At 39.5% G+C, this 13,430-nt stretch carries 11 protein-coding genes; 9 read left to right on the forward strand and 2 right to left on the reverse strand.

From position 1 onward, the window contains the following. Window positions 1-220: 220 nt before the first annotated feature. From D3H64_RS04930 to D3H64_RS04950, 5 genes are all read left to right on the forward strand, one after another. Window positions 221-1,489: an extracellular solute-binding protein gene (locus D3H64_RS04930; protein WP_121565159.1), complete on the forward strand. Its 1,269-nt coding sequence runs from the start codon at window positions 221-223 to the stop codon at window positions 1,487-1,489. Between the two features lie 161 nt (window positions 1,490-1,650). Continuing rightward, on the forward strand, window positions 1,651-2,508 hold the full coding sequence (locus D3H64_RS04935; protein WP_121565160.1) for a carbohydrate ABC transporter permease: 858 nt from the start codon (window positions 1,651-1,653) through the stop codon (window positions 2,506-2,508). 187 nt (window positions 2,509-2,695) lie between these two features. After that, complete coding sequence (locus tag D3H64_RS04940; protein WP_121565161.1) at window positions 2,696-3,541, forward strand: carbohydrate ABC transporter permease; 846 nt, start codon at window positions 2,696-2,698, stop codon at window positions 3,539-3,541. Between the two features lie 160 nt (window positions 3,542-3,701). Continuing rightward, entirely contained in the window at window positions 3,702-4,592 is an 891-nt protein-coding gene (locus D3H64_RS04945; RefSeq protein ID WP_121565162.1) for an acyltransferase domain-containing protein, read from the forward strand. A gap of 246 nt (window positions 4,593-4,838) precedes the next feature. Next, the gene (locus D3H64_RS04950) at window positions 4,839-5,912 is read left to right on the forward strand and encodes an ABC transporter ATP-binding protein (protein ID WP_121565163.1); all 1,074 of its coding nucleotides are present in this window, start codon (window positions 4,839-4,841) and stop codon (window positions 5,910-5,912) included. Between the two features lie 157 nt (window positions 5,913-6,069). Here the strand turns inward: D3H64_RS04950 and tyrS are convergent, their stop codons facing one another. Beyond that, window positions 6,070-7,323: a tyrosine--tRNA ligase gene (tyrS, locus tag D3H64_RS04955; protein WP_121565164.1), complete on the reverse strand. Its 1,254-nt coding sequence runs from the start codon at window positions 7,321-7,323 to the stop codon at window positions 6,070-6,072. Window positions 7,324-8,039: 716 nt separating this feature from the next. After that, the gene (locus tag D3H64_RS04960) at window positions 8,040-9,206 is read right to left on the reverse strand and encodes a YSIRK-targeted surface antigen transcriptional regulator (RefSeq protein WP_121565165.1); all 1,167 of its coding nucleotides are present in this window, start codon (window positions 9,204-9,206) and stop codon (window positions 8,040-8,042) included. 764 nt (window positions 9,207-9,970) lie between these two features. On the opposite strand from D3H64_RS04960, the gene folB reads away from it, so the two are divergent. From folB to D3H64_RS04980, 4 genes are all read left to right on the forward strand, one after another. Next, a complete protein-coding gene (folB, locus tag D3H64_RS04965; protein WP_121565166.1) occupies window positions 9,971-10,336 on the forward strand; it encodes a dihydroneopterin aldolase in 366 nt (121 codons plus the stop codon). After that, window positions 10,329-11,399, forward strand: a complete 1,071-nt coding sequence (gene folE, locus D3H64_RS04970; protein WP_121565167.1) for a GTP cyclohydrolase I FolE — start codon at window positions 10,329-10,331, stop codon at window positions 11,397-11,399. Before folB ends, folE begins: the two co-directional genes overlap by 8 nt. A gap of 95 nt (window positions 11,400-11,494) precedes the next feature. Beyond that, window positions 11,495-12,874: a folylpolyglutamate synthase/dihydrofolate synthase family protein gene (locus D3H64_RS04975; protein ID WP_121565168.1), complete on the forward strand. Its 1,380-nt coding sequence runs from the start codon at window positions 11,495-11,497 to the stop codon at window positions 12,872-12,874. Between the two features lie 27 nt (window positions 12,875-12,901). Continuing rightward, window positions 12,902-13,423: an NUDIX domain-containing protein gene (locus D3H64_RS04980; protein WP_121565169.1), complete on the forward strand. Its 522-nt coding sequence runs from the start codon at window positions 12,902-12,904 to the stop codon at window positions 13,421-13,423. The last annotated feature ends 7 nt before the right edge of the window (window positions 13,424-13,430 follow it).

A 13,430-nucleotide genomic window follows, 5' to 3' on the forward strand; every position in this document is an offset into this window, starting at 1 on the left:
TTGCTCTCTTTGCTGCCTGTGCATTAAAAGGAGCAACAAAGGAAGTGGGTGAGAGAAATTTTGCCAGTAAGGGAAAGGGACTGGATTTAAGGAATAGTGGCAGTAGGGAACGGATTTGATGAGAATTGAAGGAAAAAGTGAGCGCTTGTATTGTCGAAAAGTTCCATCAATGATAAAACAATAGAGGAAGAAAAAATAAATCAATCGAGGAGCGAATAGGATGAAGAAATTTGTCAAAAGTTTGTTGTCTCTAGCTATGTCTGCTACATTGTTAACTGCTTGTTCTTCTGGAGCAGGTCAACAGGCAAAAACGGATAATAAGGGGAAAGATAAACCTGAAATTTCCTTTATGATCCCAGAATATGGTGCCCCTAGTGATGAAATGCTCACAGCATTTGAAAAAGAATCGGGTATCAAGGTTAAGGTCATGAAAACAAGTTGGGATGATATTCGTGATAAGATTTCTACCGCTGCAGTTGGTAAAAAAGCAGCAGCAGATGTCTATGAAGTAGACTGGTCATGGGTAGGGGAATTCCAAGCTGCTGGTTGGTTAGATAAATTAGAGGTGGATGCTGAAACTCAAAAAGATATTCCATCCCTTGAAACTTTCAAAGTAGGGAAGGACTATTATGCTATTCCTTACTCAAACGAATACCGTATGGCGTATTACAATACAAAAAGCTTTAAAGCAGCGGGATTGGATAAAGCCCCTAGCACTTTTAAAGAAGTTTTAGCAGATGCTAAGGCCTTAAAAGAAAAAGCAGGAGTAGAATATCCTGTAGCTTTGCCAATGGCGGCAGATGAAAATACTTCGACATCTTTCTTTACTTTAAATTATGCCCGCAATGGGAAAGTGTTTAACGATGATAACACTTTGAACAAAGAAAATGCTTTGGATACTTTGCGTTACATCGATGCCTTGAACAAAGCAGAATTAATTAACCCATCTTATCGGACAACGAACGAAGGCAAATACCAATACCTGCAAAAGGGGGAAGCAGTTTATGCAGTAGCTCCTTCTTTCTATGCTATTCGTTGTGATAGCAAAGAAAATTCTTCAGTAGTCGGCCAAGTAAACGTGGCACAATTGCCAGGTAAAGAAGGCCTATCGGATAAGACGGTCTCTTATGTAGAAGCTGTTGGGGTTTCTCCTTACAGTAAGAATAAGGAAGCTGCGAAGAAATTTGTTCAATGGTATACACAAAAGAAGACACAAGAACAATTGTTTAAAGTGGTAGAAATATTGCCAACACGGACATCTGCTTTGGAAGCAGTAGTAGCTAAGGGCGAAATTCGTGAATCTAAAGCCATGCTAGAAATGGCGCAACGGGTTCAAACGCCATTCCCACATGGTGTACCAAAATATTACACAGAAATGTCTACAACCATCTTTAATACGATCAATGAAATGGCTAATGGGAAATTGACCCCAGAACAAGCTGCTGATAAGATGGTTGAAAAGATCGATGCTTTAGTGAAACAAAAATAGAATGAACAGATAAAGCTGGTCGATCGCTCAATAATGCGTTTGCTTGTTGAGGGGTCGACCTTTTTTTGAAAGAGGACTAGTAGCTTGACTAACCCTTTTTCAAAAGAGGAAACATAACTAGTCAAAAAGAAACGCAATGCTTAATGAAAAGGAGGCCTTTTATGAAAAAAGCTAAACCCTATCTCTTTCTTTCACCTATGTTAGTCATTATGGGAGTTTTTGTTGTTTACCCAATTATTCGAACCTTGTTGTATAGTTTTTACCGTTTGAAATTGACAGATCCTACCAATGTCAGATATATCGGATGGGAAAATTATAGGGTCATTCTTCATTCCGCTGATTTTTATAGAGCTTTAGCTAATAGTGCCTATATATTGGCTTTCGTTCTTATTTTGGGTTTAGGGGCAAGTTTGGTGGTTGCTCTGATGCTGAATCGACAGTCCCGATTGAGTCCTATCTTAACCGCCATAGCCATTATTCCATGGGCTTTACCGCCTATAGTGAATGGGATTATATGGCAGTTTATTTTTTATCCTGGCTATGGTTTGTTAAATAAACTTTTGCTCTCTTTTGGCTTTATAACACATCCTCTAGCGTTGACGAATCAAAGGCTAACTTTAATGGCAATAGCGGCATTGGTTCTTGTTTTTCGAGTGGTTCCTTTTTGTGCTATTTTATTGTTAGCTGGTCTTCAAGCAATCCCTCATGAACTATATGAAGCCTCTCGAGTAGATGGGGCTAATACTAGGCAAAACTTTACTTATATTACCTTGCCTCTCCTCCTTCCACATTTGACTGTTGTCTTGATTCAGCTTACGATGGCTGGGTTAAATATTTTTGATGAGATGGTTGCTTTATCTGGTTACCGCTTGGAGAGCCAGACTCTCTTGGTCTATAACTATATGAATACTTTTTCTTTCTTGAACTTTGGTTACGGATCAGCCATTACCTATTTGATTATGATCTTGTCTGGTTTGATAGGTTTTATATACATAAAATCAATGGCTGGAGAAGATTAGATAACTTGACTGCTGATTAAGGCTAGCTTTCTGTTAGTTTTCTAGAAGATGTATTCGGCTTAGACTTGTGTATAAAAGAGAATCTTCGCTAAGCTGATCACTACACTATTTTCACTAACTTAAAGTGAGTAGCTAGTCTTCCTAAGAATTTGAATTGCCTTATTTTGGGAGTGTAAAGGGGGATGTTATGAAAGAAGGAAAGTTGATCAATGGTTTGTATTGGCTGACAGTGCTTTTATTTTTGTTATTTAACCTGCTTCCTTTTGTGTGGGCCTTTATTTTAAGTGTGACGCCTGAACGTGAAATGCTTCAAGAAACGAGTCAAATTTTTCCTAGTCAAGTCTACTGGGGGAATTATCAAGAAATACTCAACCCACAATCAAATGCTTTTAGGAATGTGAGTCAAGGAATGGTTAATTCTTTATCGATGGCTTTCTTGACTGTTTGTATTGGCCTGCCGGTTGCTTTAATGACAGCTTATAGTTTTTCCCGTTTCCGTTTTTGGGGAAGGAAGATTTTGTTAAAGGGGCTCTTGTTGACGATTGTCATTCCAGTGATGACGACGATTATTCCTATCTATGCGATGTTTGCCCATTATGGTTGGTTAGATAACCATTTTTGGATCAGCTTGATCTATATTTCGTCTTTTTTACCGATTAGTACTTGGATGATCTATAGCTATCTCAAGGCTATGCCAAAAGAACTTTGGGAGGCCGCTCGGACAGACGGATGTAGTGAAAATCAAGCTTTCTTTAAGGTTATTTTACCGAATGCCTATCCCATAGTGCTTGCGGCAGTTTTGATGTTATTTTTAATGAGCTGGAGCCAGTACCAAATTCCGATGATTTTAACTAGCTCACAAGAAAATAAAGTGGTGACCTTGGTGATGTCAGAATTCATGACTCGGGATACGATTCATTACGGCATGGTGGCTACTGCTGGAATTTTAGCCATTATACCTCCAGCTTTTTTTGCCCTAGTATTTAGACGATTTTTAATATCCGGTCTTACCAGTGGGTCAGTGAAAAGTTAAATGAAAGGGAGAGAGCTTTTCGCAATGGATTGACCTAGATCGAATCAATGCCTTTTTTCAGAAAGTTTGACTGATCTTCTTGCGTAAGCTTGGAACTAGAATAAATTCTCTCTTTTAGAAAACTTGAATGATTTTTATGCAGACAAATGGAGGAAATAAAATGTGTCTAGCCTATCTAAAACAATACTTTGATAAGAATGATTCAGCTAGCTTTTTGAGGGATCTAAAAGAAATAATAGAAGGAAAAAGCCCACGAGCTAATGTATGGTTGAGACAATTAGAAAGCTCTTATGAAAAACGTCAAGAGCTAGCTTTGAGAGTCATGAAAGAAGGGTGGCCTCATGGTTTAACGAAAAGAAGCTTCGAATTGGAAAGCATGTCAGCAGAAGACCGATTATTGACTCTTTTGATGTATTTCCCAGCCACAGTTTTGGCTTACCAGCAAAAGGGCATCCCCTTAGAGATTTTAGAGGAGAGTCTAAAAGATTTTTACTTGAGAGAGCGTTTATATTGGGAAAGACACGCTCAAGTGGGATTAAGCTTTGATGATGCCCAGTGGCTTTTGCGTATCTTTGCCTTGAAAATTTTTAAGTTGGGAGCCTTACAGTTTGAATTGTTCCAATGGCAGGCAGATCAGGCTTATTATCATATCGATTTCACAAAAGAACAAAGGGAATTCATAGGAGAAGGACGACCTGTTTTAGCAACGCATATTATGCAAGAAGAAGATATTTCATTGCCCTCAGCGAAAGCTTCTTTTGATCAAGCTAAGAGATTTTTCCCTCACTATTTTCCAGATTTCCCTGCTAAAGAATTTTATTGTTTCTCTTGGCTATTGTATCCTGGCTTAACTAAAGCTTTAGGGAAGAATTCTCGGATTATCGCTTTTCAAAGTTTATTTCAAATCTTTGCTCAAACAGCTTGGCCTGATATGGCCTTGAAACGTCTCTTTGAAGAGTCCCCAATTAGCATGCGGGATTCGAGCCTGCAAAGGTTGGCTAAAGAAGATAGGGAGATTCTAGGTGCAGCTATTGGAATAAGGCGAATATAATTTTTCAGTATTGGGTATAGGTTAACTATAGGCTTAAGCTAACTGTGATTTTTCAGTATAGGCTTTGGAGTAGCGATAGCTTTAAGACGAACATATAATTTTTAGTTTTTAGCTAGGCTGTGGCTATTGGAATAAAGGCAGATAAAGTTGCTAGCTATTCTGTTTAGTGGCGACTATAGGCTTAGGGTTTATATAAATTTTTACCCATTCAGTAAAGGAAGAAATGATAGGAAAAGGAGGGAGAGCATGTCTTGTATTGAGTTGATTGGACTGAAAAAGCTATATAAAGATGGGACTTCAGCGGTTGATAACTTCAATTTAAGGATTGAAGATGGAGAATTGGTGGTTTTAGTTGGTCCAAGTGGTTGCGGAAAATCAACTGTCTTACGCTTAATAGCAGGCCTAGAAGACTTGACAGATGGAGATATTCGAGTGAATGGGCGCTCTATAAAGGCGATGGATCCGAAAGATCGGGAGATGGCGATGGTCTTTCAAAATTATGCCCTCTATCCCCATTTGACAGTTGAAGGAAATTTGGCCTTTCCTCTTCAATTGAAAAAAATGGATCCCAAACGAATCAAAGACAGAATAGGGCAAGTCTTGGATGTCTTGGGATTAAAGGAAATATGTCATAGAAAGCCAAGAGATCTTTCAGGAGGACAACAGCAGAGAGTGTCTGTTGGAAGAGCTCTTTCAAGAAAACCAGCTGCCTTTTTACTTGATGAACCCCTATCTAATTTAGATGCCATTTTGCGGGCGAAAATGCGAGTAGAGTTAGCGAAGTTAAAGCAAGCATCTGGCGCAACTATGGTCTATGTTACCCATGATCAAATAGAGGCGATGACTTTAGCGGATAAATTGTTGGTGATGAACGAAGGGAAAATTCAACAAATTGGTAGTCCTAGAGAGATTTACTCCAATCCTTCGAATCGCTTTGTAGCTGAATTTATTGGCCTACCTCAGATTAACTGCTTGACTTGTCCCATAAAACAAGGGCGAGTAGATATATTGGGAAAAAGTTATCAGTTGACAGGAATGGTGATGAATGGTCTAGACCAAGTGATTATTGGGATTAGACCAGATCAACTCCTATTAAAAGATGGAGACCATTGGCAAGTACAATTGATTGAAAATTATGGGGATCATCAAGTAGTCTTTTTAGAAGATTCTAGTGGGCAAGCAGTCCGTGTTCAAGTGGAAGCAGGGCAGATAGTCAAGATGAAGCAAGTTTTTGATTTAGGGATAAGAGACTTAAGAAGCGTTCTCTTGTTTGATGCCCAAAATGAAGAACGGTTGGCGGGACAATTAAGAGAGGTATAAGGTTGAGGGGGAAGAGGAGCGTTCCACATTTCACAAGAACAAAAAGTATAGGGTCAAATAATAAAAATGATCAAAAGCCTTTTGGAGTAAAGGTTTTTGATCATTTTTTTTGAATATAGGTTAAGTTGTTGCGGAATTTAGCCTCCAGCAAAAGGGGTTATTTGACAACAGCAAGGAAGTATTTTTTCTTCCCACGACGAATAACCACAAATTTACCGTCAAAGGCTTCGTTTGGATCAATAATGATATCGAGTTCACGACGGCGTTCGCCATTGATGGTGATGGCGCCATTCTTGATGTCTTCACGGGCTTGTCGTTTGGAAGACTCAAAGCCATTGTTGACGAGGAAGTCGACAATGTTAGTAGCTTCTGAAGAAATTTCTGTATGAGGCATTTTATCAAAAGCTTCAGCAATTTCATCAGCGCTGAGATCACGAATTTCTCCTGAGAAGAGTTTTTCAGTAATCTTTTGTGCACTTAAAAGAGCAGTTTCTCCGTGGACAAATCGAGTGACTTCTTCAGCTAATCGACGTTGAGCTAGACGTTTTTCAGGACGTTTAGCCACTTCTTCTTCTAATTCGGCTATCTCTTCTTTTGTCAAGAAAGTAAAGTATTTTAGATATTTGATGACATCTCTATCGTCTTGGTTGATCCAGAATTGGTAGAATTCGTAAGGAGAAGTTTTCTTTGGATCTAACCAAACAGCTCCACCAGCTGATTTACCAAATTTTGTGCCGTCTGCTTTGAGCATGAGTGGGATAGTTAGGCCGTAAACTTTGACGTCAGAGCCTTCAATGCGGTGGATAAGATCGATTCCAGCAGTAATATTTCCCCATTGATCTCCACCACCTATTTGAAGTTGGATATCTTTTTCGCGGTAGAGGGTCAAAAAGTCAATAGATTGGAGAATTTGGTAGGTGAATTCTGTGTAAGAAATCCCAGTTTCTAAACGACTGGCCACGATGTCTTTGGCTAACATGGTGTTGACGTTGACAAATTTGCCGTAGTCACGCAGGAAGTCTAAAAGAGAGATCTTGGATAACCAGTCATAGTTATTGACGAAAGTTACTTGGGCACTGTCGCCGAATAGTTTTTGCATTTGTTCTGTTAGACACTTGACGTTGTGTTTGACCACTTCCATGGTTTGTAGTTGGCGTTCTGACTTGCGACCAGAAGGATCTCCGATAGAACCAGTTGCACCACCAATCAAGATGTGTGGTCTGTGGCCGGCTAGTTCAAAACGTTTCATCATCATGAAAGGAATGAGGTGGCCAATGTGGAGACTATCACCAGTTGGATCGGCTCCGCAGTACAAGCCCACACTTTTTTCATTTAACAATTCCTTTAGGCCTTCAGCGTCAGTTTGTTGGTTGATGGCGCCACGCCATGTGAGTTCTTCAATAATATCCATAAGTTTCTCTCCTTTTTGTGTATAAATGAAGTGGAATAAATGATCATCTGAATGGGATCAGAAGTCTGCCATAACTTAGGCAAGAGATAGAGATAAGCTTAAACGATTTTTATAGTAGGAATCTTCTTTTATAAGATCCAGAAAAGCGAATACAGCTTGTGCGTCTTAAAAAATTGAGCTAGATCTAAGGAAAAAGCTAAAGAAGTTGTGGGGTATGATTTTTTGTCGCTAGGGCTTAGAGGGCAGTGCTAAAAAGATTTTTAATCAATAAAAAAAGCCCCTGCATATGCTAGGGACGTCAAGACGCGGTACCACCCAAATTCAAGCCAAAATAGCTTGCACTCAAGGCCTATTAACGCTAGGCGGACGATTGATACTAGTTAGATTTGTAATTGATGTAGCTCCCTGTCTGGCTTGCACCCTCCGCCAGTTCTCTGAACGCTGAGAAGCTTCACTAAAGAATCGATCAATAAGCTATGTTTTGTGTTGATTGTAGCACGGACTTGTAGGGAAAGCAAGGGAGAATTTAGAGCCTTGCCAAGCTGAAAGAAGAGCTGAAACCCTATCCAGCTTAAATAGAACCTGTTGACGCTTGAAAAGAGCGCTAGGGGGAAGGTTAGTCTATTTTCCCTTGCCCAGAGATAGACTTAGGCTCGTTCTCTTCCCCTAAAAAAAGAAAGTCAGCTGTGCGGGGAGAGAATAGAGCCAATAAAAACTTAGAAAGTGACCTTAGACCGTTTATACTCACTAGGCGAAAGTCCGGTTGCTGATCGGAAAGATCTGGAAAAGTGAGATTGGTCAAAATAACCTAGCTGTTTGGCAATATCTTTCAGGCTTAAGCTAGTGGCTTGAGTGAGAAGTTTTTTGGCGCATTTGATTTTTTCTTGACCAATATATTCAGAGACGGAAAGTCCCATTTCATCTCTAAATCGTTTACGGAGTTGGGACTCGCTAATGTAGAAATGGCGAGCGATTTCAGAGACTTTTAAAGAATCAGTCAAGTGGGAGTGGATGTAATTGGTAATATGATCCACCAAGCAATCACTGTGATCTGGTGCGAGTTCTTCGATTAAATCACGATAATCTTTTGCGGCTTGAAAACGAATTTTCACGCTTTCTTCCGGACTTTTACTGGCAGCATTAGCCTTTAATGTGTTTGTACGTAGAGCATAACTTTTTTTGGCCGATACACCTTCAGCTAAAGCCACTCTGTTCATCAATTCAAGAAGAAAAGTGGTGTAGTTTTGGTGGCGTTTGAGTGATTTTACAGGGCGCTTGTTTGGGCATGGAGTACCTTCTGTTAGAACATCAGTTTTACCTTGCAAATAGCGCACGAGGTTAATTTCGAATTGGTAAAATTGTTGGGTTTGATTGCAACGAGGATGATCAAAGCTATCCAAGGTTTGTTGGATATGTTCCCATTGAATGAGATCAGAATATTTTTTGATTTGGCTCGGCAATAAGTTAGATAGTTTTTCTGTCATACAGAAGTTGATGAGGATGAGCATTTCAGAAAGACCTTCAAGAGAGAGTAAAGGCAAAGCCAACAATTCGTGTTTGAGTCGTTTGGCGTCCTCTTTGGATAAAAGGTGGTTAAAGGATTTGGTGATTGGTCGGCCTTCTAATGGCGATAAGAGGAAAGGGCCAACAATGACAGTGTCCATATTATAATGAGCTATGGCAAACCACTCGTTGTAGAAGCCAGGAACAAATTGTAGGGTATTTTGGTTTTCTCTACCATAATCGGCAAGGAGGTCGAAGTTATACAAATCTGCGGCAGGGAAAGTATTTTTAGAAGGTGCGGACTCGTTGTTAGGGTCTGGGTGAAGTGTTAAAGCTACGGGTAGGATGGCCTGTAAAGCGTTAAAGAAAATAAAATTCATCGGCGGTTATCCTTCCTTTGTTGAAAATGTTGATGCGAGTGATGAATGTAAAATGGTTCCCAATTATCCCTTTTGAGAAAATACAAATAAGGATACTCTTACTTGACTGTATTATTGTCATAAACTATACGACAGAAGAAATATTTTTGAATCATTCTAAAAAAAGTTTTTTTAATTCGTTTATTTGAGTGAATGAAAATGACCAATAGAGATAAAGGTCTATCTCTATGAGAAGTTCTCCTTTTCGATCTAAGAGGGGATGATCATTTATCCAGCAAATGAGCCCTTCTTTCTGTATAGGAACCAGTAGAGTACAAAAGTAAGACGTGCTTAATTGAAGAAGAAGGGAGAGACTTGTTTGAAAGAAAATGGTTGCAAGAGTTCGTCCCCCAGTAGAGCAAACGTTCGCACTTTTTCTCCTATAAAGTATAGCATATCTTAATGGACTATCCTAGATAGACTCAAAAAAAGAGGCGGAAAGTGATGGATAAAAATCGTTTTGTCAACAAATTTTTAACTTATGGAAGAAAGCACTTGGCATATTTCAGAAAGAAATGCAAGAATTTTCAGGAACAGATAAGGGAGCTTAATAAAGCCGTTTGATCGTTAAGCTATGTCCTGGAGCAAGTATCTATTTTAAGGGATGTATTTGAAATTTCTATTGTTGCTATGCTTTTTATGGACTTGTATAATCAAGGGAGGATGAGGCTTTTTTAGATTTGAATGAAAAATGAAAAAGAAGAGCGAAAGTGAGGCGATTGAGGATGTATCGGATTTTGATGAAAAACATGAAGTTCCATTCGCATATTGGGGTCTTTGAAGAAGAAAAGAAATTAGGTCAAGCCATAGAATTGGACTTACTTGTAGAAGTCAAAAAGACACCTAAATGTGATTCTATTGAGGATACTGTTTCCTATGCAGATTTTTATGACATTATAAAAGAAGAGGTCGAAAACAGTCGGGCGGATTTAATTGAGACATTGGCCCAGTCAATAGTAGAGGCCATTAAGGCATGGGATACAAAAGGTCAATTGAGCAAGGTGAATGTCAAGTTGCGTAAAATCGCTTTGCCTATTGATGGCATTTTAGATTACGTGCAAGTTGAAATGGGGGATGACCTCAATGATTAAGGTCTATCTTTCTCTTGGTTCTAATTTGGGGAATCGCTTAGCCTATCTGAAAGAAGCTGTGAAGCGATTAGCTGAAGATCCACAGATTGAAGTCGAAAAAGTGTCTCGTGTTTATGAGACCAGTCCAGTTGGAGGGGTAGAACAAGGAGCTTTCTTGAATATCGCTGTACGCCTATCAACGCTTTTACCGCCACTAGATTTGTTGGATAGGATGCAAAAAATTGAGCAGGACTTAAAGCGTGAGAGATTAGTTCATTGGGGTCCTAGAACGATTGATTTAGATATGTTATATTATGGAGATCAAACTATAGAGCATGAACGGCTAATTGTTCCACATAAGGAAATGTATAAACGTTTATTTGTATTAGTGCCTTTGACGGATGTATGGACAGACGAATTTTTTTGTCAAGAAGAGGTTTTAAACACTATTATTCAGCTCAAGGGTGAGAAGCAAGAAATACAGTGTATAGGAGAATGGACGATGGAAAAAACAAAGCAGGAGCGTATTGAAGCGGCGGTTAGAGAGATATTATCAGCAGTTGGCGAAGATCCTAATCGGGAAGGTTTACTTGAAACGCCTAAACGGGTGGCTAAAATGTATGATGAAATTTTAGCCAGCACGACTGAAAAGGAATTTACCAACTACAAGCTATTTGAATCTGAAACAGCACAAAATGCGCAAATGGTATCAGTGAATGATATTCCTTTTTATTCCATGTGTGAACATCATATGCTACCTTTCTTTGGGAAGGTTCATGTGGCCTATATTCCTAAGGCTGGGCGGATCATTGGCTTGAGTAAAATACCACGTTTAGTTGACCATGTCTCTCGTCAGTTGAATTTACAAGAACGGATTACCAAGGATATTGCCGATACTTTAGAAGATATTTTAGACCCTTACGGTGTGGCCGTAGTGGTAGATGCCAGACATATGTGTGTGGAAATGAGAGGCGTGAAGAAAACCAATTCAGTGACTCGAACCACTTTCTTTACCGGAGAATTTGATCGGGATAGGGACTTGCGCAAGGAGTTTCTTCAAACCGTCAACCGTTATAGGGACTAGGATTAATCGCTTGTTAGTAAAACGAGAGTGAGTAAAATGCTATAGAGCCTAGTAAGAGGAACTTATAGAGACTAGCGCGAGAAAGAAGGAGAGAAATGGTCGATAGAAGAGCTAGGACTAGCATCCATTTAGTCGAGACGAGGTATGGAGAAGGAGATCGTTTATCTTCGATGAAAAAGGTTTTAGAAGCCTTGAATCATCCAGATCATGCCTATGAGATCATTCATTTGAGTGGAACTAATGGAAAAGGGTCTACGGCAAGTATGATCGGGGCCTTTTTGGAAGTAAAGGGACAGAAAGTAGGCTATTTTACGAGTCCCTACTTTGATCATCCAAGAGAAATGATTCAAATGAATGGGGAATGGATAAGTTTAGAAAGTTTCGAGCGCTATGAAAAACAAATTTTAGGGCTAGTGGAGAAGCTATTGGGCGATCAAACGGCTTTATCAGAGTTTGAAGTAGCTGTTTGTATCGCTCTTCTTTACTTTAAAGACCAGGCTGTGGATACTCTAGTTTTGGAATGTGGCTTGGGCGGTAGTTTAGATGCGACTAATGCCGTTGATCGGGTAAATTACTCGATATTTACGCCTATTAGTTTGGATCATATGAATATATTAGGAAGAACTGTCAAGGAAATTGCAGAGAATAAGGCAGGAATGATTAGGCAAGGAGATCGGGTGATATCTGCCTACCCTCAAAAAGCTGAAACTCAAGCAGTTCTTGAAAGAATTTGTCAAGAAAGAGTAGCTTATCTGACGGATGGATCAGCTATTGAGATAAGAGTAGAGGACTATAGTGATGAGTGGATTTCAAATGGAGAGAAGCGGCCACTTAGAAAAATTGACCTGCGTTATCCGGATTGGTCTTCTTATCAGTTTCATTTTTCTTTACTAGGTCATTATCAATTGCAAAATTTACGGACGGTCGCCTGTTTCTTAAAGGATTATGCGGATATAAAGTCTTTAGAATTATCTCATAGGGATTTTGAGAAAGCTTTTAGTCATTTGACTCTAAGAGGTCGATTTGAATGCCTAGACGGGCCTGTTTTGACCATTTTAGATGGCGGGCATAATGTAGCAGGAATCAAGGAATTATCTCTTAGTGTGAAGGAATGGTTCAAAGGATGCACGATTATCGGTGTTTCTGCTTTTTTGAAGGATAAGCAAGTGCTAGAGTCCTTGCCTTATCTTGATTTTTTGGATCAGCTTATTGTGACCCAAGCATTTCATCCAGAAAGAGCCATGAAAGCTGATGAACTGGGGGCTTTGTATAAGGAAGTTTTCCCTAACTTAAGTCAACAAGTCATCAAGGATCCAGAAGAGGCAATTCTTTCAGCCTATCAGTTAGCCGAGCAAATAGAGAAAGAGAAAAGGGTTGTTCTTGTCGTATTCGGCTCCTTCCATTTACTGAAGAAAATTCGTCCACTGGTCATGAAATTTCATAAAAGGCAAGATGGAAAGACACGCTTGATTTAATGCTTAAAGGGTAAAAGGGGTGGTGATGTGGGAAAAGCCTATCAAACATGGATCGATAAGTGCTTAGATCAGTTTAGCCTAGACAAGGTCAAAAAAGGAGAAGTGTTGAAAGCACAATTGCCAAGTCAAAGGGATGAATTGTGGGTCGATCGAAAGACTAGTTATCATCTTTCTGCAAGTGTGGTGACCTTTGTTGAAGGGAAATTGTTAATGGTTTTTCATCCCTACCAAAAGGAGTGGCTCTTGCCGGCTGGACATGTTGAACAGGGGGAATGGCCCTTTGAAACAGCTTGCCGAGAGTTGGCTGAAGAAACAGGGAGAAAAATTGTCCCCCAAGATGTAAAAGATCTGGAACTGATTGACCTTAATCTGATCCCTATTCAAGCCAACCCTAGTAAAGATGAGCCTTTTCATTATCATTTGGATTGCCGTTATATTTTCAAGGGGAATTGTATAGAGTTAAAAGAAAAAGAACTCATCTGCCGCTTGGTTCCTGATGAGGAAGTCCCAGAAGAATTTCGGCCTTATTTACGTTATAGGCTCAATTAAAAAGGAG

The sequence above is a fragment of the Atopobacter sp. AH10 genome (genome assembly GCF_003664595.1).
Taxonomy (GTDB): Bacteria; Bacillota; Bacilli; order Lactobacillales; family Aerococcaceae; genus Atopobacter.

Excerpts from the sequence above, each read along its gene's own strand:
- folB (WP_121565166.1), top strand. The coding sequence starts at position 9,971 with ATGTATCGGATTTTGATGAAAAACATGAAGTTCCATTCGCATATTGGG.
- D3H64_RS04950 (WP_121565163.1), top strand. The coding sequence starts at position 4,839 with ATGTCTTGTATTGAGTTGATTGGACTGAAAAAGCTATATAAAGATGGG.
- folE (WP_121565167.1), top strand. The coding sequence starts at position 10,329 with ATGATTAAGGTCTATCTTTCTCTTGGTTCTAATTTGGGGAATCGCTTA.
- D3H64_RS04935 (WP_121565160.1), top strand. The coding sequence starts at position 1,651 with ATGAAAAAAGCTAAACCCTATCTCTTTCTTTCACCTATGTTAGTCATT.
- D3H64_RS04945 (WP_121565162.1), top strand. The coding sequence starts at position 3,702 with ATGTGTCTAGCCTATCTAAAACAATACTTTGATAAGAATGATTCAGCT.
- tyrS (WP_121565164.1), bottom strand. The coding sequence starts at position 7,323 with ATGGATATTATTGAAGAACTCACATGGCGTGGCGCCATCAACCAACAA.
- D3H64_RS04960 (WP_121565165.1), bottom strand. The coding sequence starts at position 9,206 with ATGAATTTTATTTTCTTTAACGCTTTACAGGCCATCCTACCCGTAGCT.
- D3H64_RS04930 (WP_121565159.1), top strand. The coding sequence starts at position 221 with ATGAAGAAATTTGTCAAAAGTTTGTTGTCTCTAGCTATGTCTGCTACA.
- D3H64_RS04975 (WP_121565168.1), top strand. The coding sequence starts at position 11,495 with ATGGTCGATAGAAGAGCTAGGACTAGCATCCATTTAGTCGAGACGAGG.
- D3H64_RS04940 (WP_121565161.1), top strand. The coding sequence starts at position 2,696 with ATGAAAGAAGGAAAGTTGATCAATGGTTTGTATTGGCTGACAGTGCTT.